Annotated in this window: 16 protein-coding genes and 1 pseudogene; 6 read left to right on the plus strand and 11 right to left on the minus strand. The window is 69.1% G+C overall.

Annotated elements, in window-relative coordinates:
- Positions 1-15 precede the first annotated feature (15 nt).
- The 6 genes from ACVBEQ_RS03825 to ACVBEQ_RS03850 all read right to left on the minus strand — a co-directional run bounded on the left by ACVBEQ_RS03825 (position 16) and on the right by ACVBEQ_RS03850 (position 7,963).
- Positions 16-1,077, minus strand: a complete 1,062-nt coding sequence (locus tag ACVBEQ_RS03825) for a questin oxidase family protein (protein ID WP_447152091.1) — start codon at positions 1,075-1,077, stop codon at positions 16-18.
- Positions 1,078-1,239: 162 nt separating this feature from the next.
- Positions 1,240-3,645 (minus strand): heavy metal translocating P-type ATPase, encoded by a 2,406-nt coding sequence (locus tag ACVBEQ_RS03830; RefSeq protein ID WP_447152092.1) that lies wholly within the window; start codon positions 3,643-3,645, stop codon positions 1,240-1,242.
- Positions 3,646-3,689: 44 nt separating this feature from the next.
- Positions 3,690-5,999 carry a heavy metal translocating P-type ATPase gene (locus ACVBEQ_RS03835; RefSeq protein ID WP_447152093.1) on the minus strand — a complete coding sequence of 770 codons (2,310 nt, stop codon included), beginning with the start codon at positions 5,997-5,999 and terminating at the stop codon, positions 3,690-3,692.
- Between the two features lie 58 nt (positions 6,000-6,057).
- Positions 6,058-6,276 carry a heavy-metal-associated domain-containing protein gene (locus ACVBEQ_RS03840; protein WP_447152094.1) on the minus strand — a complete coding sequence of 73 codons (219 nt, stop codon included), beginning with the start codon at positions 6,274-6,276 and terminating at the stop codon, positions 6,058-6,060.
- 197 nt (positions 6,277-6,473) lie between these two features.
- On the minus strand, positions 6,474-7,496 hold the full coding sequence (locus ACVBEQ_RS03845; RefSeq protein WP_447152095.1) for a hypothetical protein: 1,023 nt from the start codon (positions 7,494-7,496) through the stop codon (positions 6,474-6,476).
- Between the two features lie 155 nt (positions 7,497-7,651).
- The gene (locus ACVBEQ_RS03850) at positions 7,652-7,963 is read right to left on the minus strand and encodes a metal-sensitive transcriptional regulator (RefSeq protein ID WP_447152096.1); all 312 of its coding nucleotides are present in this window, start codon (positions 7,961-7,963) and stop codon (positions 7,652-7,654) included.
- 466 nt (positions 7,964-8,429) lie between these two features.
- Between ACVBEQ_RS03850 and ACVBEQ_RS03855 the strand changes: the two genes are divergently transcribed.
- On the plus strand, positions 8,430-8,636 hold the full coding sequence (locus tag ACVBEQ_RS03855; protein WP_447152097.1) for a heavy-metal-associated domain-containing protein: 207 nt from the start codon (positions 8,430-8,432) through the stop codon (positions 8,634-8,636).
- Between the two features lie 25 nt (positions 8,637-8,661).
- Here ACVBEQ_RS03855 and ACVBEQ_RS03860 read toward each other — a convergent pair whose 3' ends face one another.
- Complete coding sequence (locus tag ACVBEQ_RS03860; protein WP_447152098.1) at positions 8,662-9,321, minus strand: tetratricopeptide repeat protein; 660 nt, start codon at positions 9,319-9,321, stop codon at positions 8,662-8,664.
- Positions 9,294-11,960, minus strand: coding sequence for an AfsR/SARP family transcriptional regulator (locus ACVBEQ_RS03865; protein ID WP_447152099.1), 2,667 nt, complete (start codon positions 11,958-11,960; stop codon positions 9,294-9,296). The genes ACVBEQ_RS03860 and ACVBEQ_RS03865 overlap by 28 nt, the downstream gene beginning before the upstream one ends.
- Positions 11,961-12,210: 250 nt before the next feature.
- Between ACVBEQ_RS03865 and ACVBEQ_RS03870 the strand changes: the two genes are divergently transcribed.
- From ACVBEQ_RS03870 to ACVBEQ_RS03885, 4 genes and pseudogenes are all read left to right on the plus strand, one after another.
- The gene (locus tag ACVBEQ_RS03870; protein ID WP_447152100.1) at positions 12,211-13,659 is read left to right on the plus strand and encodes an MFS transporter; all 1,449 of its coding nucleotides are present in this window, start codon (positions 12,211-12,213) and stop codon (positions 13,657-13,659) included.
- Between the two features lie 177 nt (positions 13,660-13,836).
- Positions 13,837-14,046: a hypothetical protein gene (locus ACVBEQ_RS03875; protein ID WP_447152101.1), complete on the plus strand. Its 210-nt coding sequence runs from the start codon at positions 13,837-13,839 to the stop codon at positions 14,044-14,046.
- A 181-nt stretch (positions 14,047-14,227) separates the two neighbouring features.
- Positions 14,228-14,497, plus strand: coding sequence for an SHOCT domain-containing protein (locus ACVBEQ_RS03880; RefSeq protein ID WP_447152102.1), 270 nt, complete (start codon positions 14,228-14,230; stop codon positions 14,495-14,497).
- A 43-nt stretch (positions 14,498-14,540) separates the two neighbouring features.
- Positions 14,541-14,648, plus strand: a pseudogene (locus ACVBEQ_RS03885) (multicopper oxidase domain-containing protein); the annotation flags it as partial.
- A gap of 100 nt (positions 14,649-14,748) precedes the next feature.
- On the opposite strand, the gene ACVBEQ_RS03890 reads toward ACVBEQ_RS03885, so the two are convergent.
- Together ACVBEQ_RS03890 and ACVBEQ_RS03895 are read right to left on the minus strand one after the other, a co-directional pair.
- Positions 14,749-15,381, minus strand: a complete 633-nt coding sequence (locus tag ACVBEQ_RS03890; RefSeq protein WP_447152103.1) for a TetR/AcrR family transcriptional regulator — start codon at positions 15,379-15,381, stop codon at positions 14,749-14,751.
- Complete coding sequence (locus ACVBEQ_RS03895) at positions 15,365-16,819, minus strand: MFS transporter (RefSeq protein WP_447152104.1); 1,455 nt, start codon at positions 16,817-16,819, stop codon at positions 15,365-15,367. Before ACVBEQ_RS03895 ends, ACVBEQ_RS03890 begins: the two co-directional genes overlap by 17 nt.
- A gap of 1,088 nt (positions 16,820-17,907) precedes the next feature.
- Between ACVBEQ_RS03895 and ACVBEQ_RS03900 the strand changes: the two genes are divergently transcribed.
- Positions 17,908-18,837: a tyrosine-type recombinase/integrase gene (locus ACVBEQ_RS03900; RefSeq protein WP_447152105.1), complete on the plus strand. Its 930-nt coding sequence runs from the start codon at positions 17,908-17,910 to the stop codon at positions 18,835-18,837.
- Between the two features lie 317 nt (positions 18,838-19,154).
- On the opposite strand, the gene ACVBEQ_RS03905 is transcribed toward ACVBEQ_RS03900, so the two are convergent.
- Positions 19,155-20,285, minus strand: coding sequence for an FAD-dependent monooxygenase (locus ACVBEQ_RS03905; protein ID WP_447152183.1), 1,131 nt, complete (start codon positions 20,283-20,285; stop codon positions 19,155-19,157).
- Positions 20,286-20,317: the final 32 nt, after the last annotated feature.

Consider the following 20,317-nt stretch of genomic DNA (forward strand, 5'->3'; position numbering starts at 1 on the left):
TAGGGCTTTACGCTGTCACCGAATTGGCATCCGCCCACGGAACCTGTCGGCCGCCACGAGCAGCGTGGGGTCGTGGCCGAGGTCGTATTCGCGAAGCGCCGCCTCGGTCAGCTTGATGACATGCTCGTCGCCGTGGGCGACCGCGGCGGCTGGGAGACGCTCGAGGAGTCGCGGGACCTCAGCCTCCGGTACCGACGCGGCGGCGGCTTCCTCGGGGTGGCGCGGATCGCCGAATGCGGAGACCAAGGAGCCGACGACGCGCCAGGACACTTGCACGGTCCGCCTGGCGACCTCGTCGGATAGCAGTGGAAGAACCAGACGAGTCGCTGCCGGTGCCGTCACCGTGTGGCAGAACGGGATGGGCGCGTCGGGGCGGGCGGCCAGGACTCGGGCGGCTGCGCCGACGAGCTCGGTTAACGCATCGTCGGTCGACCGTGGGGCCGCCCATGCGGCCAGGTGGTCCGGGAGGTCCGGCAGCTCGACCAGCGCCTGCAACCGGCCGTTGATGCCGACTCCACGGGCGGGGATGTCAGGGGCAAGTCGGGGCAGCGCGGCCAAGGCTCCGACAGCGTGCAGGTGCGGCGGCACCTGTGTCGGGAGGGGGACAGGATCGAAACGGGCGGCCCACAGGCCAAGGCCGCGAGCTAGCTCCTCGTAGAGCAACGGGTCGGGATCGGGACCAGCGTCGCGCAACGTGCGGACGGCGTGCGCCGTCCGGATCATGCCGTGGGTAGCGCTGGCAGCCATCCCCTCCAGGAGCCGCGGCCACCAGATGGTGAGCAGCTCCTGCCAGGGCATTTCCTCGGCCTGACGGAGCATGTATCCGGTCCAGTCGCCCAGCAGCCGCTCGTCCCCGAGTCGCTCGCGCCATGTCGAGTCGTTCACAGCTGACCCGGGCGCAGGTGCGTCATCCAATTGAGGTAGGTAGCCGTCGAGCCAACGCTCGATCGCGGCGGTGCCTCCGACGTGGGTCAGCGCCTCCACCGTCATAGGTCCGTGGTTGGCGAGGAAGCCGCCGAACTCCGGCCCCTTGGACTCCAGTCGGGCGAGCGATGCCAACAGTTGCGGGTCAGTCATTGTTGACTCCGGGTGCGTGCGCTGGTGTGGTCGGGGCCGGCGGTCTTCGGGACGGGGAAAGCCACAGTGTCCGTGCATGTTGTCGCATCTCCGTTGGTCGCGTAGCTCGCCCTACCCGATCCGGACTAAGAGGTCGTCGCAGGCCCGCTCGCAACACCGGACTCACACCGGTGACGTTGCGGGCTGGTCTGTGCGGGTCGGATACGCCGGTGCGGGCGCGGCGGGCAGCGCCAGTCGCTTGAGCAGCAGGGCGTTGACCGCGACGATCAGGCTGGACCCGGACATGGTCAGCGCCGCGATTTCCGGGCGCAGCACCAGCCCGAAGGCGGGTTCGAACACCCCGGCGGCGATGGGCAGCGCGATCGCGTTGTACCCGATGGCCCAGCCCAAATTCTGCCGCATCTTCCGCAGAGTGCCCCGGCCGACCCGCAACGCAACCGGAACATCGAGCGGGTCCGAGCGCATCAGCACAATGTCGGCGGTCTCGATGGCGACGTCGGTGCCCGCGCCGATCGCGATCCCGACATCGGCCTGCGCAAGGGCGGGGGCGTCGTTCACCCCGTCCCCGACCATCGCCACCCGGTGGCCCGCGGCTTGCAGCGCCTTCACCTGCGCGGCCTTGTCCCCCGGGAGTACCTCGGCGATGACCTCGTCGATGCCGAGGTGGTCGGCGATCCTTCGGGCGGTGGCCTCGTTGTCCCCGGTGAGCATGACGACCCGGACCCCGGTGTCGTGCAGGGCGGCAACGGCAGAGGCGGCCGTGGGCCTGGGTGCGTCCGCCATGGCGATCACGGAGGTGGCGCGGCCGTCGACGGCGACGAACACCGCGGTGCGGCCGGTCGCCGCGAGCTCGTCACGCCGCGCGACCAGCGACCCGAGGTCGATCTGCTCGTCCACCATGAGTTTCCGGTTGCCGACGATCACCCGGTGCCCGTCCACGGTGGCGGCGGCGCCATGCCCGGCGACGCTGCGGAACCCGTTGGCCGACAACCGCTCTGCGCCGGACTGGTCGGCATGCCGAACAACGGCCGCGGCCAGCGGATGTTCGGATTCGCGTTCCACCGCGGCGGTCAACGCCAACACTTCCCGCTTATTGAACGGGGAGCCGGCGTCGAGGACCACGTCGGTGACCTCGGGTTCGCCCTTGGTCAGGGTGCCGGTCTTGTCCATCACCACGGTGTCGATCCGGGCCGAGGTTTCCAGCGCGGTGGCGTTCTTGAACAACACTCCACGTTTCGCGCCGAGACCGGTGCCGACCATGATCGCCGTCGGCGTGGCCAAGCCGAGCGCATCCGGGCAGGTGATCACCACGACGGTGATCGCGAACAGCAACGCGGTCTGCACCCCGGCACCGGTGAGCATCCACACCGCGAAGGTCAGGCCGCCGCCGATGAGCGCGACGAGCACCAACCAGAACGCGGCCCGGTCGGCGAGCCGCTGCCCCGGGGCCTTGGAGTTCTGCGCCTCCTGCACCAGGGCCACGATCTGCGCGAGGGCGGTGTCGGCGCCCACCTTGGTGGCCCGCACCCGCAGTGTCCCGGAGATGTTCACCGACGCACCGATCACCCGCCCGCCAGGGGTTTTCGCGACCGGCAGGGACTCACCGGTGACCATCGACTCGTCGACCTCCGACTCCCCCGCCTCGACGTCGCCGTCGACGGGGATCTTCGAACCGGGACGAACCAGCAGCAGGTCACCCACCTGAACCTGATCGGTAGGAATCTCGATCTCCTGGTCACCGCGCAGGACAGTGGCCCTCGGCGGCGCGAGCTCGAGAAGGGAACGGATGGCGTCGTTGGCACCGCCCCGGGCCCGCATCTCGAACCAGTGCCCGAGCAGCACGAACGCGGTGAGAACCGTTGCGGCCTCATAGAAAACTTCACCGCCACCGGTGAGGGTGACCCCGACGCTGTAGAGCCAGCCGGCGCCGACCCCGACCGCGACCAGCACCATCATGTCCAACGTCCGGGCCATCAGCGCCCGGTAGGCGCCGTCGAAGAAGATCCACGCCGAGTAGAAGATCACCGGCAGGGACAGCAGCAACGAGAACACGTCATCCCGCAGCCCGAACGGTGCCGGCACGGTGAACCCGAGTACTTCCCGGCCGATCGGAGACCACAGCAGCACCGGAACCGACAACACCGCCGCGACCAGGAACCGGTTCCGCATGTCGCGGACCATGTCGTCCATCGCCATCCCGCCGTGATGCCCACCGTCGTGCCGGCCGTGTGCCGGTTCGTGACCGGTGACCGGGGCGGGATGCGCCTCGAGGTCGGCGGTATCGGCGGTGTGGTCGTGGTGGCCGCCGGGTTCGGTGAGCGGGTCGCAGACGTGGTCCGGGACGGACTGCCCGGCGCAGTGATACCCGCAGTCCCGCACCCAGCCGGCCAGCTCGACCACATTCGTGCGGGCCGGGTCGTAGGTCACGGTCGCGGTCTGCGACACCGGGTTCGCCTCCACCGCCGTCACCCCGGGCCGGCGGCCCAGGACCGCTTCGGTGACGGCCTTGGAGGAGGCCCAGTGCACCCCGGACACCTCGAGGACCGCGGTGGTTTCGTTGCTCGTCATGACTGATTCCCTTCCGTATGTCGGTGGGTCAGGTCGCGGTCCGGTCAGCGCGCGGCGGCCGGGACGGCGGTGTGCGCGGGTGCCTCGACCGGTCCTGTCGCGGGTTGCACGGAAACCGCACGGAACCGGCGCAGCCGCAGGCTGTTGGAGACGACGAACACCGAGGAGAACGCCATCGCGGCGCCGGCGATCAGCGGGTTCAGCAGGCCGGCCATCGCCAGCGGCAGGGCGGCCACGTTGTAGGCGAACGCCCAGAACAGGTTGCCCTTGATCGTGCCCAGGGTGCGTCGGGACAGCCGGATCGCGTCCACCGCCGCCCGCAGGTCACCGCGGACCAAGGTGAGGTCCGAGGCCTCGATCGCCACGTCGGTGCCCGTGCCCATCGCGATACCCAGGTCCGACTGCGCCAGGGCGGCAGCGTCATTCACCCCGTCACCGACCATCGCCACCACCCGGCCCTGGTCCTGCAAATTGGAGACCTTGCGCACCTTTTCAGAGGGCAGCACCTCCGCGATGACGTCCACCGGGTCGATGCCCACCTCCGCCGCGATCGCCGCGGCGGCGGACGCGTTGTCCCCGGTCAGCAGGACCGGTCGCAGGCCGAGCTCCTTGAGTTCCGAAATCGCCTGCGCACTGGTCGGTTTGACCGTGTCGGCGACGATGAGCAGGCCCCTGGCGGCGCCGTCCCAACCGACGGCGATGACCGTCCGGCCCGCGAACTCCGCGGCCCGCCGCGCCTGGTCCAGGTCGGTGTCCAGCGGTTGGGCCCATTCCTGCGCGAGCCAGGACACCCGACCGGCCGCAACGGCGTGACCGTCCACCACTCCGTGCACACCCAGGCCCTGAGTGGACGCGAAGGATTCCACCGCGGGCAACTCTCCCACCCGTTCCCGGGCGCCGTCGGCGACAGCCGCAGCGACCGGGTGTTCGGAGGCGTCCTCCAGGGCACCTGCCAACCGCAGCAGTTCGGCGTCGTCGGTGCCGTCCGCGGGGATCACGTCGAGCAGTTTCATCTTGCCGGTGGTGACGGTTCCGGTCTTGTCCAGCACGATGGTGTCGACCCTGCGGGTGGACTCCAGGATCTGCGGGCCTTTGATGAGGATGCCCAGTTGCGCACCGCGTCCGGTGCCCACCAGCAATGCGGTCGGCGTAGCCAGCCCGAGGGCGCAGGGGCAGGCGATGATCAACACGGCAACGGCGGCGGTGAACGCCGCCTCGGCGCCCGCACCGCTGCCCAGCCAGAACCCGAGGGTGGCCACGGCGAGGGCGATCACGATGGGCACGAACACCGCGGACACCCGGTCGGCCAACCGCTGAACCGGGGCCTTCCCGGACTGCGCCGCCTCGACGAGCCGGGCCATCTGCGCGAGCTGGGTGTCCGAACCGACCCGGGTGGCCCGGATCACGAGCCGCCCGCCGGCGTTGACGGTGGCGCCGGTGACCTCGTCGCCGGGGCCGACCTCGACCGGCACGGGTTCACCGGTCAGCAGGCTGGCGTCCACTGCGGACGCGCCGTCGAGCACGACGCCGTCGGTGGCGATCTTCTCCCCCGGCCGAACCACGAACTGGTCCCCGACAAGGAGTTGATCGACGGGTACCCGCTGCTCGCGGCCGTCCCGCTGCACCGCAACGTCTTTCGCGCCCATGTCCATGAGTGCCCGCAGCGCGGCGCCGGACTGCTTCTTTGCGCGGGCCTCGAAGTACCGGCCGGCCAGGATGAACACGGTGACCGCGGCGGCGACCTCCAGATAGATCTCGTCCGCGCCGGAACCCGGCTCCGGGAGCAGCCGGAACGTCATCCGCATGCCGGGCATGCCGGCGTCTCCGAAGAACAACGCGTACAGCGACCAACCGAACGCGGCAAGCACACCGACGCTGATCAACGTGTCCATCGTCGCCGCGCCGTGCCGCAGGTTGATCCACGCGGCGCGGTGGAACGGCCACGCCCCCCACACCACGACCGGTGCGGCGAGGGTCAGGGACAGCCACTGCCAGTTGTCGAACTGCACCGGGGCAACCATCGCCAGCACCAGCACAGGAACCGTGAGCACCGTGGAGATGACCAACCGGCGGCGCAGCGACGCGACCTCGGGGTCCTCCGCCGGCTGGTTCGAACCCGGTGCAGGTGACGATTGCGGGGGCTCGGGCAGGGCAGCGGTGTAGCCGGTCGCCTCGACGGTGGCGATTGCCGCGGCCACGTCGGTGCCCGCCGGCAACACCACGTGCGCCTTCTCGGTGGCGTAGTTCACGCTGGCCTGCACACCGGGCATCCGGTTGAGCTTCTTCTCGATCCGCGACGCGCACGACGCGCACGTCATCCCACCGATCTGCAGGTCGACCGTTTGCTGCGTCATGCCTCGAACCTCCTTGAAATGTGCTGCCCGAACCGCGTGGATCGCTGGTGGCGGGTTGTCAGGAAGCGAGGGTGTAACCGGCCTCGTCGACCGCGTCACGGACTGCCTCGATCGGCAGTGGCGCCGTGCTGGTCACCGTCACCCGGGAATCACCGCCGGCGTTGAGGTCGACATCGACCGCGCTGACGCCGTCCAGGCGGGCAACCTCCTCGGTCACCGCCGCGACACAATGCGAGCAGGTCATACCGGTCACCGAATACGTGGTGGTGGTGCTCATCAGGTCCTCCAAAGGTTGGTGATTGATCATTAAATGTGGGTTGTGCCGGGCGTCCGAGAGCGTGTGCCGTCGGACGGTCAGGCATCGAATCGGCATCGACTCAGCGAGTGCACATCGGACGACTCCCTTCAAAATCCCTGTTGACAGTTATACCCCCCCGGGGTGTCGTTGTAAACCCCTGGGGGGTATCTGTGGGCTCAGTGCCCGTGGCTGCCGGTCTCGGTGTCGTCGTGGCTGGTGTCGGTTTGGGTCTGGGCGGCAGGAACCGTGCTGGTTGCAGCGGTGGCCGGGTTGCTCGGAGACGTTGCGGGGCGGGCGGTTTCACCGGTCTGCACGGTGAACTCGGCCGTCCGGACCACCCCGTTGTGCTGAAAATCCAAGAACAACCGGTAATCCCCCGAGGACGGGGCGGTGGCGTAGAAGGTGATACCGGGGCCGGCTGGTGTGACCCCGTCGCCGGGTTCGCCGGCGGGGTGCACGTGCAGGTATGCAAGGTCCCCGGACCGGAGGGCGACCAGATGCCCGTAGGCGCCGAGGTACGGCTGCAGATCGGTGACCGGGACACCGTCCTTGCTGACGGTCAGGGTCAGCTCCGATTCCTGGCCGGCTGTCAGGTTGCCTGCCAATGTGACCTCGTAGCCGTCCACGACCTGCGTCGTGGCGACCGGTTCGGGCAGCGGTACCGGCTCGTACGTGCCGGACACAGCGAGATCGGCGCCAAGGACGAGTCCGCCCTCGCGCCCGGTCGGGGCGAAGTCGGCGAAGACCCGGTACTGCCCGGCCGCGGACAGGTCCACCGGCACGCTCCACGTGCCGTCCGGCGCCAGGGTGGGATGCACGTGTTGGAACCCGGACAGGTCGCGGCGGACGACTATCAGGTGCAGATCCTTGTCATGCGCGGTCTGGTACCCGGTCACCGGGTTCCCGTCCGGGCCCAGGATCTGGAAGCGCAACGGAACCGTCGGTCCAGTCGGCAACGACGGGTCGGCCAGCGTGAGGGTGTACCCGTCCTGGGACACCATCAGCCCACCAGGCAGCGACACATCACCGGCGGCGGCCGGCGTGGTCATCGCAGACATGTCGGAGTGATCCTCGGGAGTTGGCGACGAGGTTGCGGCACTGGTGGCGGTAGGTGTGACGGCCGCACCGATTCCGACGGCTGCGCCGAAAACGGCCAGCAGCCCGAGGGTGTAGCCGCCGATCTTCAGAGCGGTGTTCATCGTGGATTCCTCCCGTGGCGCTGACCACCAGGAAGGGTCGGTCGGTCAGCTGTGGATGTGGGGAGCGCCAAAGGTCGAACGTGGCGCAGGTGGCCGACTCGACTGGTCGGAAGTGCGGCCGCAGGGCCCTGGTGGGTCCTGCGGACGCGCGCTGCTCAGGACCGGACCAGCCGGGCGATGGCCTCCGAGGCCTCACGGATCTTCTCGTCAGCCTCCGGACCACCGGTCTGGGCGGCCTGGACCACGCAGTGGCTCAGGTGCTCGTCCAGCAGACCCAACGCCACCGACTGCAGCGCCTTGGTCATTGCGGAGACCTGGGTGAGGATGTCGATGCAGTACTTCTCGTCCTCCACCATCTTCTGCAGACCACGCGCCTGACCCTCGATGCGGCGCAACCGTTTCAGGTAGTCGTCCTTGCGGTGGATGTACCCGTGCGGGCTCGCATGCTCATGGGTCGCGGCGGTCATCGGAGTCCTTGTCTGCTTCGGGTCCCTCGTTCGAGCCCTCGACGGTCATACCTGCCGAGGGTATTTCGCTCACCATACCCCCCTAGGGTAACGTCCGCAACCGGGATCCACGACTCGAACGGTTGCGATCGTGCCGTTGAGACCGCTGGTTCGGTGGCGGCCGTCCCGGTTACCGATGGCACGTGCCGGTTGTTCCGCCATCGGCATCCGGGCATCGGGTGCGGCAGGGATGGCGGTCGTGCGGGCCTCATCCCTCACCGCGCTGGCCGGGCATCGGTCAACGCATCACTTGGCGGGGATGTGGCGGTATTCGGTGGTGCTGTGTTCCAACAGTGGCGTGCCGTCCTGTCCGGGCGCTGTCGATGTGCTGCCCGGGTCGGGGCGGCGGCGGCATCCGGGGACAGTGGGACGACAGTGCTCCGCGGCAGACTCACGGGCATTCGACCGTGACACGGGGAGGGCAACAGTGGCGCTGACGATGCGCGTGCCGGGTCTGACCTGTCGGCACGCCGTCCGCGTGGTGTCCGCCCGGCTGCGGGATGTCTCCGGGGTGGAGTCGGTCGAGGTGGACGGTCCGGCCGGGTGGGTGGTGGTCCGCGGACCGGTCGACGCCCAGCAGGTCCGGGCAGCGTTGGTGCAGGCCGGTTACCCACCTGAATCTTTCAGCGGCTGACCCGGCGGCCACTTCCACCTCGCGCCTAGGCTGTTTCGGCCAGCGCTCGTTTGACCGCGGCGGTCGTCGCAGCGGCGGCGTCCGCCTCATCCGGCGTGGCGGGACGATCGTAGGTGTCCCGGACTGCCGCGGCCCGGGCCAGCAGCTGGGCAGCGCGTTCAGGTTGACGGTCGGTCAGGGCGGCGCGGGCCAGACCCTCCAGAGCGGCGGCCATCAACCCCATTTCTCCGGAGAATTCGGCGTGCTGCAACAGCCGTTGGTACCCGTCCTGTGCGGCTCCGGTGTCACCGAGATGTTCGTCGGTGCTGGCGATTCCGGCCAATGCCAGCCCGGTTGGGGCGGAGACGCCGAGCCGTTGGAATCCGTCATGGGCGCGGACGAAAAGGGTACGGGCCTCGGGGTGGTCGCCGCGTTGGGAGGCCAGGACCGCCTGGCCGTAGGTGTGCAGGATGGTGCCGGCGTCATCGCCCACCTGATCCCGTGCGGCGCCGGCGCGGGTGAAGTGGGCGGCGGCTTCGTCCACCCGGCCCAGGGTCAGCAGGGCGAGGCCGAGGTCGGCGGTGGCCCATTGCGCGGTGTTGTACACACCGGCCGCGTTGGCGACGTCGATGGCTTCCTGCAGTACCGGGACGGCGTCGGCCGGTACTCCGAAGCGGGTCAGGGCCCAGCCGAAGTGATACAGCACCGCGGACAGCCCCCACCCGTCGTCAAGAGCGCGGAACCTCGCGGTGGCGTCGGCGGCCGCGGTACGGACGCTCGCGAGGTCTGAGTGGTAGGTGAGCTTTTCCATTCGGACGAACGCGGCGACGGCACGGCCCCAGGCATCGCCGAGCGCAGTGAATTCACGGTCGGCGTGCTCCAGGGCCGCGTCGGCGTCGGGGTGGGCGCCGCCGCTGATGGCTTCGACGGCGAGCAGCAGCTCGGAGAATGCGGCCCGGCGCGGTCCCCGACGAGATGGAAGACGTGCAGGCTCTCCCGCGCGGCGGCGGCGCACTGCGCGCTCGGGTGCACGAGGCACGCGCGGGGACGTTCGACCAGCGACACGGCTTGCAGTGCCCGGGCTCGAGAGTGCGGGGAACCGCCGGGTAGGGCGATCACCCGGCGCAGCACCTCGCGCCCCTCCAGGTGACGACCCAGATGCCAGTACAGGCCCAGCGACCCGGCCAGTCGCTGTGCTTGATCGGTCTGCCCGTCGGTGGCCACCATCCAGTTCAGCGCCGCCCGCAGGTTGGCGTGTTCCGTCCGCAGCGTCGTCAACCACCGGGCCTGGGCCGAGCCGCGCAATCCGGCCTCGGCCCGTTCGCCCGTGGCCAGGAAGTAGGCGGCGTGCGACGCGTCCATCGCTACCGTTTCGCGAGCGTCGGCGAGCTTGATGGTGGCGTATTGCCGGAGCGTCTCCAGCATGCGGTACCTGGTGTGTCCGCCGGACTGGTCGGCAACGACGAGCGATTGCCGAACCAGCCGCTCCAGCAGCTCCATCACCTGCTCAGCGGGCAGCTCGGTGTCGGTCACGACTTCTTCTGCCGCGGTCAGGGTCCACCCGCCGCGGAAGACCGCCAGTCGGCGGAACAACAGCCGCTCCTGCTGCGTGAGCAGGTCGTGGCTCCAGTCCACCGCACTGCGCAGTGTCCGTTGTCGCGCTTCGGCCGTGCGGTCGCCAGAGGTCAGCACCGCGAAGCGGTCCCGCACCCGGTCGGCCAACTCGAGCGGCTGCAGTCCGGCCAGCCTGGCGGCCGCCAGCTCCAGAGCAAGGGGAATGCCGTCGAGCCGACGGCAGATCACGGCGACCGCATCGAGAACGGGCCCGTCCACGGTCAGATCCGGGCGCACCGCGGCCGCACGGTCAAGGAACAGCCTGGCCGCGGGGAACTCCAGGACACTCTCCGACGAGCTGGTTTCGGACGGGACCGCCAGCGGCGCGACCGCGAGTTGGACTTCGCCGGGCACGGCGAGCGCCTCGCGGCTGGTCGCCAGGATCCGCACCTGCGGGCAACGCTCCAGAATCGCCTGCACCAGCCCGGCGACCGGCTCGATGAGGTGTTCGCAGTTGTCCAGCACGATCAGCATGTCCCGGCCGGTCAGCCGACCGACGAGGACGTCCCGCGGCCGATGGGCCACCGTTCCGCCCTCGATGCTCAATCCCAGCCCGTCCGCGAACCCGTGGACTAGCATCTCCGGTTCGGTCACCGATGCCAGCCGCACCAGCCACACGCCATCGGCGAAGTCAGGCCCGGTCCGCCGGGCCGCCTCCACACCCAGCGATGTCTTCCCCGCGCCGCCCGGACCCGCCAGGGTCACCAACCGAGCCCCTCGCAGCGCCTGCAGCACCCGATCCAGATTGCCGTCCCGGCCGACAAACGATGTCAGCCGCAGCGGCAGGTTTCCCTGCCCCCCAACGGCCGGATCCGCCCGACGGACGGTGCCGGGGGATGCCGGGGCCGGGGTGATGGCGCTGTCCTGACGCAGGATCTGTTCCATCAGGCCGCGCAGTTCCCGGGACGGGTCCAGACCCAACTCGTCGGCCAACACCTGCCGAGTCCGGGCGTAGACCTCCAAGGCGTCGGCCTGCCGGCCGGCGTTGAACAGCGCGGTCATCAGCTGCCCGACGAGCCGCTCCCGGGTCGGCGCCCCGGCGACCACCGGTTCCAGGTCGGCGACCAGTTCCTCGTAGCGGCCAAGGGTCAGCATCCGTTCGGCGCGCTCGGCGATGGCCGCGAGCCGCAACTCGACCAGTCTGGTGGTCTCCACCGCAGCCCACGGTTGGCCCGCGAAGTCGACGAACGGCTCTGCCCGCCACTCCGACAGCGCCGCGTCATAAAGGCGGATCGCCTCGTCCGCGGCCCCGGCGCGGCGAGCCCGGTCGATCGACGCGGTGAAGCGGTGCAGGTCCACAAAGGCCGGGTCCACCTGCAGGCGGTACCCGGCGGCCTGCCGGGTGAGGAGCTCCCCGCTGCCGGACGCGGCCAGCGCGCGACGCGCCTTGGATACCCGGGTCTGCAGTGCGTTCGCCGGGTCCGCCGGTTGATCCCCGTCCGACCACAACTGCTCGATGAGCATGGTGTCGGCGACCACCCGGCCAGGGGACAACGCCAGGAGCGTCACCAGGGCGCGTTCACCCCGCCCGGCCAGCCGAATTGGGCCGGAGTCGCCCACCATCTCGAACGGTCCCAGCAGGGACAGGTGCATGGCCGCACCGACCGCCTCACGGGTCAGCAGAGTGACCCACCGATGATCCTGGCAGTCCCAGCAACCGGGGGCAACGCACCACTGCAACGCCGCAGGGGAATCGGGCGCCTGGCGGAGCTGGGCCGTGTCGTCGCCCACCGCGGATCCCGCGGCCACGATGCGGCCCTGTCCTGCTGTGCGGCGGAAGACAGCGGCGGAACAGCGTTCGGACAGAGCAGGCGGCAACGCTCACCTCGACAGCTGCCGAGGGAGCCCTACCCGCCACACCCAGTCCCCGACGGCCTCCATCGGCACCGCTGTTCGCCGCGGTCCCTGTCATCACCCCTCCACATTCGAATGGCGCCTCCTGCGCCGTCGAGCGGTACCCCCTACCAGTAAGGAGTACGTCATGTCCGCACCATCAGCACCCGCCAACCGGCGGTGGTGGGCCCTCGGGCTCATCGCCGCCGCCCAGTTCATGGTCATCATGGACACCTCGATCATCGGGGTCGCCCTGCCCCAGATGCAGGCCGACCTCGGCTTCACCCAACAGAACCTGTCATGGGTGTTCAACGCCTACGTCGTCGCGTTCGGCGGCCTTCTCCTGCTCGGCGGGCGACTGTCCGACCTGTTCGGCGCCCGCCGCATCTTCACCACCGGCTGGGCCGTCCTGCTGGTCGGGTCCGCCGTCGCCGGACTGGCCGGCACCGTCGGTGTGGAACTGGCCGGACGGGCCATCCAGGGCGCCGGAGCCGCGCTCATCGCACCCGCCGCGCTGACCCTGTTGATGATGCTGTTCGGGTCCCAGCCACGTGAGCTGACCAAGGCGCTGGCCCTGTACGGGGCAGCGGCCCCCGCCGGCGGCACCGCCGGAGTGTTCCTCGGCGGAGTCATCACCGAATACCTGTCCTGGCCGTGGGTGTTCTTCATCAACATCCCGATCGCCCTGGTCGCCATCGCCGCCACCGGGCGGCTGATGCCCGCAGGCACCGGGGCACGGCGCGGCACCATCGACGGGTGGGGTGCGCTCACCGTCACCGCCGGCATCGGCGCCGCGGTGTACGGCATCGTCCGGGCCCCGGAGGTCGGCTGGAACACGGTGCAGACCTGGGGTGTGCTGGCTGCGGCCGTCGCTCTGCTCGGCCTCTTTGTGCTCATCCAGGCCCGCCGCGCCCACCCGCTGGTCCGGTTGTCGATCTTCCGTACCCCGAACCTCGCCGCGGCGAACGTCGCGCAGTTCCTGCTGGGTGCGGCGTGGATCCCGATGTGGTTCTTCCTGAACCTGTACCTGCAACAGGTCCTTGGCTACACCGCGTTCCCCAGCGGCGCGGCGCTACTGCCGATGACCCTGCTGATCATGATCGGGATGATCACCGTGGCCCCCAAGGCGATCGCCCGGTTCGGGACGAAGGCGATGGTCGTCACCGGCCTCGGCGTGCTGGCCGCGGGCCTGGTCTACCTGTCCTTCATCCGCCCCGACGGCAACTTCTGGGTCGACGTGCTGCCCGCCTCACTGGTTGCCGCCCTGGGCATGTCGCTGGCCTTCATCCCCTCCCTGGGCACCGCCATCTCCAGCGCCCGACCCGAAGAAGGCGGACTGGCCGCCGGCATCGTCAACACCAGCTACCAACTCGGCTCCGCCCTCGGACTGGCCGCCATCACCGCCGTCGCCGCCTCCCTGGGCGCCGCCCAGATCGACAGCCCCGTTGCGCTCACCGACGGATTCTCCGGAGCGTTCCTGGGCGCCGGACTGATCGCCGCTGCCGGGGCCGTCATCGCCGCGATCACCCTGCACCTGCCCCGGACACAACACGCGGGAGGAAAGCCTGATGGCGCCGACCTGGCCGCCGCTAGGTGATTGACCCGTACGCACCGCGGCGCCTGACCGGCAACAACAGTCGGGCGTCGCGGCCGCGGGCCACGCGAAGCCAACTGGTTGCCGCACCTGGGGTCGAAAGTCCCTGTCGGGCATCCCCTTTTACCTGTCAGGCTTTGCTTCGCCGCGCTATCCGACCCGACCGAGAAGAGTCCGACAATGGCAAAATCGCTCATCAAGGCAGCGGGTGTCGTTGCGGCGACCGCCGCGCTGGCACTGGCATCCCCGGCCGTCGCCACCGCGGCAGGATCCGGAGCCGACTTCGCGCAACACGTCCGGGACTGCAGGCAGATGATGGGATTCGACGGCATCCACAACCCCGGGATGCACCACGGGTTCTCCGGATGGCATCCGGATCACGACTGCTGACCGGCAGGAGGGGGCCGGCAGCATCGGCTCAACACCCCGGTTCAACGCTACTTGACCGACCTCGGGCGCCATCGCCTTCATCGAATCTTCATGCCAGCAGTGGCGACTGCTTCATGCGCCGTCCGCAGGCTGAGAGATGGGCCCAGCTGGTTTCGGAGCAGTAGAGGGAGTTGACGATGCGATGTTGGGTTACGAACACGACGGCGGCGGCGCATGGATGTGGGCCATCGGCGGCCTGATGATGCTCGGTGTTCTGGTCCTGATCGGACTGGCGGTGTGGGCGGTCGTCACCGCGACCAACCGCGGCAACCGCGGACCCAGCACAGCCGACACCCTGCCGACAGACGCCGGCGGACGCACCCGGGTACGAGAGATTCTGGACGAGCGTTACGCGCGCGGCGAAATGAATTCAGAGGAGTACACCGAACGTCTCCACACCCTGGGGCTCTGACGGTGCACCCCTGAGCCGGCGGCGGGCACTGCAACTCGGCGGCCTCGGCGTGCGGATCGCGTTCGACGCCTACACCGGTCGCACCGTTTACCACTGCCACATCCTCGACCACGAGGACAACGGCATGATGGGCGTCATCGACGTCGTCTGAAGCCAGATGAATCCGGCCCGCCGGGAATGAGATGGGCTGTCGGCGGCTCATTCTCGAGCACAGCACCCATTGGTTCCCATTGCTGCGGGCCGGTGTCCGCTCAGGTGTCCCGGTTCGGCGGGGACTCCGCCGCCTCCGGTGGTGCCGTCACGGCGCCCAGAACACTTGACCGGACGGCCCTCTGGGCCTGGTTCTCACCGATGGCACCGCGGCGGATCTCCCCACTTGCCCCGTGGACCAGGGCCAGGATCATCGCCAGGTGCCACGAGGCCGGCACGTCTGCCCGGAACCGGCCGGTCGCCTGGCCACGCTCGATCAGGGGCCGCAACGCGTCCATCACCAGCCGGTGCTGGTCCTGCATTTCTCCGTACGGTCGGCGGGTATTGATTCCGACCAGGGCGTGAAACCGGTCCATGGCCTTCCACGCCGCCGTGATCACCCGGGCGAGAGCCTCCACAGGGTCGCCCCGGTCCGGTTCGGCTCGCTCGATGACGGCCGTGACATCCGAGACGGCCTTCGCGGTGACAGCGTCGATCAGGGCCTGCCTGTCAGGAAAGTGCATGTACACAGTGGCCCTGACAACACCGGCGTGGCGGGCGATCTCGGTCATGCTGGCCTCTGGGTTTCCAGCGAGGACGTCGGGTGCCGCGGCCAGGATCGCGGCCATGCTGCGTTCGGCATCGGCCCGGCGACGCGGCGCCGGACGCCGGGCACTGTCAGTGGATCGAGACACGGTGACCGTCCCCGATCGACGCCAGAAATGTTGCCCGCGCGGGCAACACGATCAGCGAGATGATGCCTGCGCCGCCAGCGATGGCCGCTGCGGTCAGGAAGCCGGCTCCCAGTCCGCCGGCGATGGATGTCGCCGCCCCGGCCGAGGCCGCCACACTGACCAGGACGGCAATGCCGAGCGAGCCGCCGATCTCATGCCCGGTGGTGTTCAGCCCGGACAGCATGCCGGTCTCGTCGTCGGCGGCACCGGTCAGCACCGACGCGGTGACCCCGACCAGTGCAACGCCGATCCCGATGCCGGTGATCAGCATTCCGGGCAGCACCCCGGTGGCGTAGTCGCCGGACTCCCCGACCCTGGACAGCAGTAGTAAGCCACCCGCGGCCACCAACAATGCGACGGTCATCGGCACGCGGACCCCGAGGTGACCGATTGCCCGGCCGCCGAGGTGGGCGCCCACGCCGATCGCGGCGGCCATCGGCAGGAACGCCAGACCGGCCATCAACGCCGACGCCCCCAGGACCTCCTGCAGATACACCGACGTGAGCAGGAACGACCCGAACAACACCGCGGACACCGCCAGCATCATCACCATCCCACCTCCCACGCCACGGTCCGTCAGTCGCTGCACCCGCAACAGCGGTTGCCCGGCGCGCAGTTCCCACGCCACGAACACGGCCACCGCGGCCAGGCCGACGCCGCCGACCATCAACGTCTGCGCGGACAACCACCCCACCGTCGATGCCTGCGAGAGCGCGTACACCACCGCACCCAGCCCGGCCGTGGCGATCAGGGCGCCGGGAAGGTCAAGACCACCCCACCGCGGCCGGTAATCATCGGCGGGCACCACCCGCACGGCCGCCACCGCGAGCAGCACACCAATCGGAACGTTGATCGCGAAAATGGCCCGCCAGCCCACTATCTCGGTGAGCACCCCACCCAGCAGCACACCCAGCGCCGCACCGGCACCGCCGACCGCACCCCAGACGCTCAACGCCCGGGTCCGGTCACCACCCTTGAAGGCCGTCATCAGAATCGACAACGCCGCCGGGGACAGCATCGCCGCCCCCAGACCCTGACCTGCCCGGGCCGCGAACAGGGCCGGCGCATCCGCGGACACGGCCGTCATCACCGACGCCGCGGTGAACACCGCAAGCCCGGTCAGGAACATCCGCCGCCGCCCGATCACATCCGCGGCCCGCCCACCCAGCAGCAGAAGGCTCCCGAAGACCAGCGAATAACTGGTGATCGCCCAGCCGATGCCCGAGGCGGCGATACCCAGATCGGCCGCGAGGTCAGGCAGCGCCACGTTCACCGCGGAAATGTCCAGGATCACCATCAGCTGAGCCACCGCCAGCACCGCCAACAACACCCCCCGCCGCGGTACGCGCTCGATCGGTGACGCAGGGGCACCACGCTTGCCGTGCAGATGGACGGTCATCACGAATCTCCGATCATGGACAGTGTTGTCCGAGTAAGTAAAGCAGACAGCACTGTCCGAGTAAAGGGAGACGGCGACACGAACCCACTTCGCGCCTCGATGCGGAGGCACCCCGTCAGAGAGCCGTCGCCCGGTAACCGGTCACCCGACACCGGGTCCGGTGCACGGCCGGATGTGACGTAAAGACCAGTTCTCCCAGGAGGCCGGCCACGCCGTGCGCCGTCGCGAGGGGCAACCTCACGAAATGCCTACCTGGTCGGCAGCCCGGGCCGCCATCACCGGCATGGTCCTGGCCGTCACAGGGGAGATCGTGTCGACCGTGCCCGCCGCGCTGTCGACGGTCGCCACCCCCCGCCATCGGCGCTGCCTACCTCGCCGGTGCCAAAGACCAGATGGCCCAACAGTTCCCCGACGTTCTCGGCCCGATCACCGGCCTCGCCCTGCTCCTGGCGGTTGCCGGCAACCTCATCCTCACCGTGGCCATCTGGCGATCCGATGTCACGCATCAACCGAAGTCATACAGCACAAACAGTGGGGCGAGTGGGGCTCGAACCCACGACCTGACGGTTTGAGATTACGGGCTCAACGCTGTCATCCACTGATTCCCGCTGATACTATTACCGCAGATCAGAGGCCATATCACTCATCACGGATCGTCTCCGATCACCCGGGTTCACGGACTAAACGGAGAGCCAAGTGGCGAGCACAGAGGTACCTGTGGCCAGACCTGGGCGCGGCCGGCCGCCGCTGGAGGCCGGCGAACACGGCCGGGTCACCACCCGCGCCTGGGTCATCGACAAAACCACCGGACAACCACGTCGACGGCGCACCACCACCACCACGCCTGGGCAGAAGGCGGACAGCAAACGCCTGCCCACCGCCTACTGGACCGCGGAAACCTACGTCAACACCGACCAAGGTCGCCGCCGCATCCAGGCCCGCGGCGCCACCCGCGAAGACGCCATCACCGAACTCGCCACCAAGCTCCGCGGACCGCAGCACGACCTGCTCGCCGACGCCATCGCCCAGGAAACCGGCCACACCCTGGCGTTCACGGACCGCAGCACCCTGGGTCACGTCCTGGACCAATGGATCACCGACCCGATCACCACCCGCACCCGCTCCGCCGGCACCATCGTCCGCTACCAGCACGCCATCACCCGCAGCATCAAGGCCCGCCGGATCGGCGCCACCACCCTCGGCCAGATCCGCCTGGAGAAGCTCACCCCGCGCCTGATCACCCTGTATCTCGCCTCGCTCACCCCGGCCGTCGCCAAGACCTGCCGCGGCATCCTCCGCCAGGCCCTGGCCTACGCTGTCGCCAACGGCGCGAACTCCCCACCCTGCCCGGCGCCTTCGCGCTGCTGTCCCAACGCATCGACCGCGGCGCCACACCCCCCAGCGGGCGCGGCACCATCGGCATCACCAAGACCCAGGCCGACCAGATCATCACCGACCTCCGCGCCGACGACCGCACCCGCCGCACCGACCTGCCCGACCTGCTCCACTTCATCGCCGGCACCGGCTGCCGCACCAGCGAAGCCACCGCCCTCACCTGGGACCAGCTCGACCTGGACACCACCCCGGCCACCGTGCTCATCAACGCCACCGTCAACGGCGTCGGCCAACGCCAACCCCACACCAAAACCCGCGCCGGCGTCCGCCGCCTTGTCCTCGCGCCCGCCGTCACCGACATGCTCCGCACCCGCCAAGCCCAGGCCAAACCCGACAGCCAACTCGTCTTCCCCGCCACCCGACGACGCAACACCGACCGGGTCGAGACTCCCTACTGGACGAGCAACATCACCGGCCAGATCCGTACCGAGCTGGACCGGCTCGGCCACACCGGCATCAGCGGACGATCCTTCCGCAAAATGGTCGCCACCGAACTCGCCAAACACGGCTACACCCCCCGCCAAATCGCCGACCAACTCGGCCACGCCCGACCATCAGTCACCCTCGACATCTACCAAAACCGCGAAAACACCGGACCCCCAACCGTCCTGGACGTCCTGTGAACAAACACCTGTCCAGTCGACCGGCCTGTACGTGCCGGTTGACGACCAGGTTCGGAACGCGGAGCCACCGCACCACGGCGCACGGCACACGGCCCGCCCAGTAAGGCGTTGTCATGGGGCGCGCGACAGTACATGTCGATCGATCCTGTACCGGCGGTGATGGCACCTGGGACATCCAGCGGCGGAGTTGCGCGAGGGACCGCTGCCCGCGGCACCACATTCTTCAGTCCGCCAAGTCGGCGAGTGAGTCGATACTCAAATTACCCGGACTGGTCGAGCGCCTTGCTCGGATCGAATTTCTGAGGCTGACACCTCGCTCAGGGCTCTTGCCCGACCAGATGGGCCACTCGGGCCATCAGCCCTGGAACGTCACCCTTTTCGTAGTCTATGAGCCATCGACCTAGTTGCAGGGACGCGTCGACAACTGTCTTCACGCGCGGAAGCCGACGATCAGCGAATGCCTCCCACAGCGTGTTGTCCATCGTGTCTCGGTCGACAAGCAGCTCAGTCAGCACCAGTGCGTCCTCGAGTGCTTGGGCGCCGCCCTGGGCAAGAGTGGGTGGGCAGACATGCGCTGCGTCGCCGATGACCACCACCCGGCGCCGGTTCCAGGGGGCTTCCAAAACATGGGTCTCGAACTTGGTGTAATTGATTCTCGATGGGTCGGTGAGGCCGGCTCGGATGTCGTCCCATGGTCCGTGGTAGGCCGACGCAAGTTCTCGGACAATATCGAGACGTTCTTCCGGGGTCGTATCCGATCGGTCGACAGCCGGCTCGACGATGTACGCGTACAGAGTGTTCTCGCCGGTGGGACAGTATCCGGCGATGTAACTGGGGCCCCCGTAGATGAGGTCGGTGCGGGTCACCCCGGCCGGGCGGGGTGCGAAGATCCGCCAGATCCCCATGCCGGTGGGCTGGGTTTCCAGTTCGATTCCGATGGCCTGTCGTGTCCATGACCGGACGCCGTCCGCACCGATGACCAGGTCATAGCTGCTGGCGGTGCCGTCGGAGAACGTTACCTCAACATCGGCGTCGTATTGGGTCAATCTCGTGCCGGCCACGCCGAAGCGGACCTTTGCGCCCACATCGACGGCACGGTCGATCAGGATGCGGGCCAGGTCGGGCCGGTACATGCCCGCGGTGGCGGGAAGATCGGGGCCGCCGGTGCGGACGTCGTCGAGTTCGACCAGCAGTGTGCCGTTCGCGTCCGGCGCTCGCAGGCCGAGCGTGTTGAACGCGTAGCCTTTGCGCTGCACGGTGTCCCAAACACCCAGGCGGTTCAGTGCCCGCAAGGCGTTGCCCTGCAGGGTGATTCCAGATCCCACCGCGGCGACGTCCGGCTTGACGTCGATGAGCTCAACCGACACCCCTGCCTCGGCCAGTCGAATCGCGGCTGCGCACCCCGCCAACCCGGCACCGATAATCAAGACCCGATCAACCGCGGTCATGGTCGTCCCCTTCCTACTGATGTCTGCAAGCG

The organism is Nakamurella sp. GG22, assembly GCF_052976845.2.

Coding starts and splice junctions, on each gene's coding strand:
- ACVBEQ_RS03825 (WP_447152091.1), bottom strand. CDS start 1,077: ATGACTGACCCGCAACTGTTGGCATCGCTCGCCCGACTGGAGTCCAAG.
- ACVBEQ_RS03830 (WP_447152092.1), bottom strand. CDS start 3,645: ATGACGAGCAACGAAACCACCGCGGTCCTCGAGGTGTCCGGGGTGCAC.
- ACVBEQ_RS03835 (WP_447152093.1), bottom strand. CDS start 5,999: ATGACGCAGCAAACGGTCGACCTGCAGATCGGTGGGATGACGTGCGCG.
- ACVBEQ_RS03840 (WP_447152094.1), bottom strand. CDS start 6,276: ATGAGCACCACCACCACGTATTCGGTGACCGGTATGACCTGCTCGCAT.
- ACVBEQ_RS03845 (WP_447152095.1), bottom strand. CDS start 7,496: ATGAACACCGCTCTGAAGATCGGCGGCTACACCCTCGGGCTGCTGGCC.
- ACVBEQ_RS03850 (WP_447152096.1), bottom strand. CDS start 7,963: ATGACCGCCGCGACCCATGAGCATGCGAGCCCGCACGGGTACATCCAC.
- ACVBEQ_RS03870 (WP_447152100.1), top strand. CDS start 12,211: ATGTCCGCACCATCAGCACCCGCCAACCGGCGGTGGTGGGCCCTCGGG.
- ACVBEQ_RS03875 (WP_447152101.1), top strand. CDS start 13,837: ATGGCAAAATCGCTCATCAAGGCAGCGGGTGTCGTTGCGGCGACCGCC.
- ACVBEQ_RS03880 (WP_447152102.1), top strand. CDS start 14,228: ATGTTGGGTTACGAACACGACGGCGGCGGCGCATGGATGTGGGCCATC.
- ACVBEQ_RS03895 (WP_447152104.1), bottom strand. CDS start 16,819: ATGACCGTCCATCTGCACGGCAAGCGTGGTGCCCCTGCGTCACCGATC.
- ACVBEQ_RS03900 (WP_447152105.1), top strand. CDS start 17,908: ATGGATCACCGACCCGATCACCACCCGCACCCGCTCCGCCGGCACCAT.
- ACVBEQ_RS03905 (WP_447152183.1), bottom strand. CDS start 20,285: ATGACCGCGGTTGATCGGGTCTTGATTATCGGTGCCGGGTTGGCGGGG.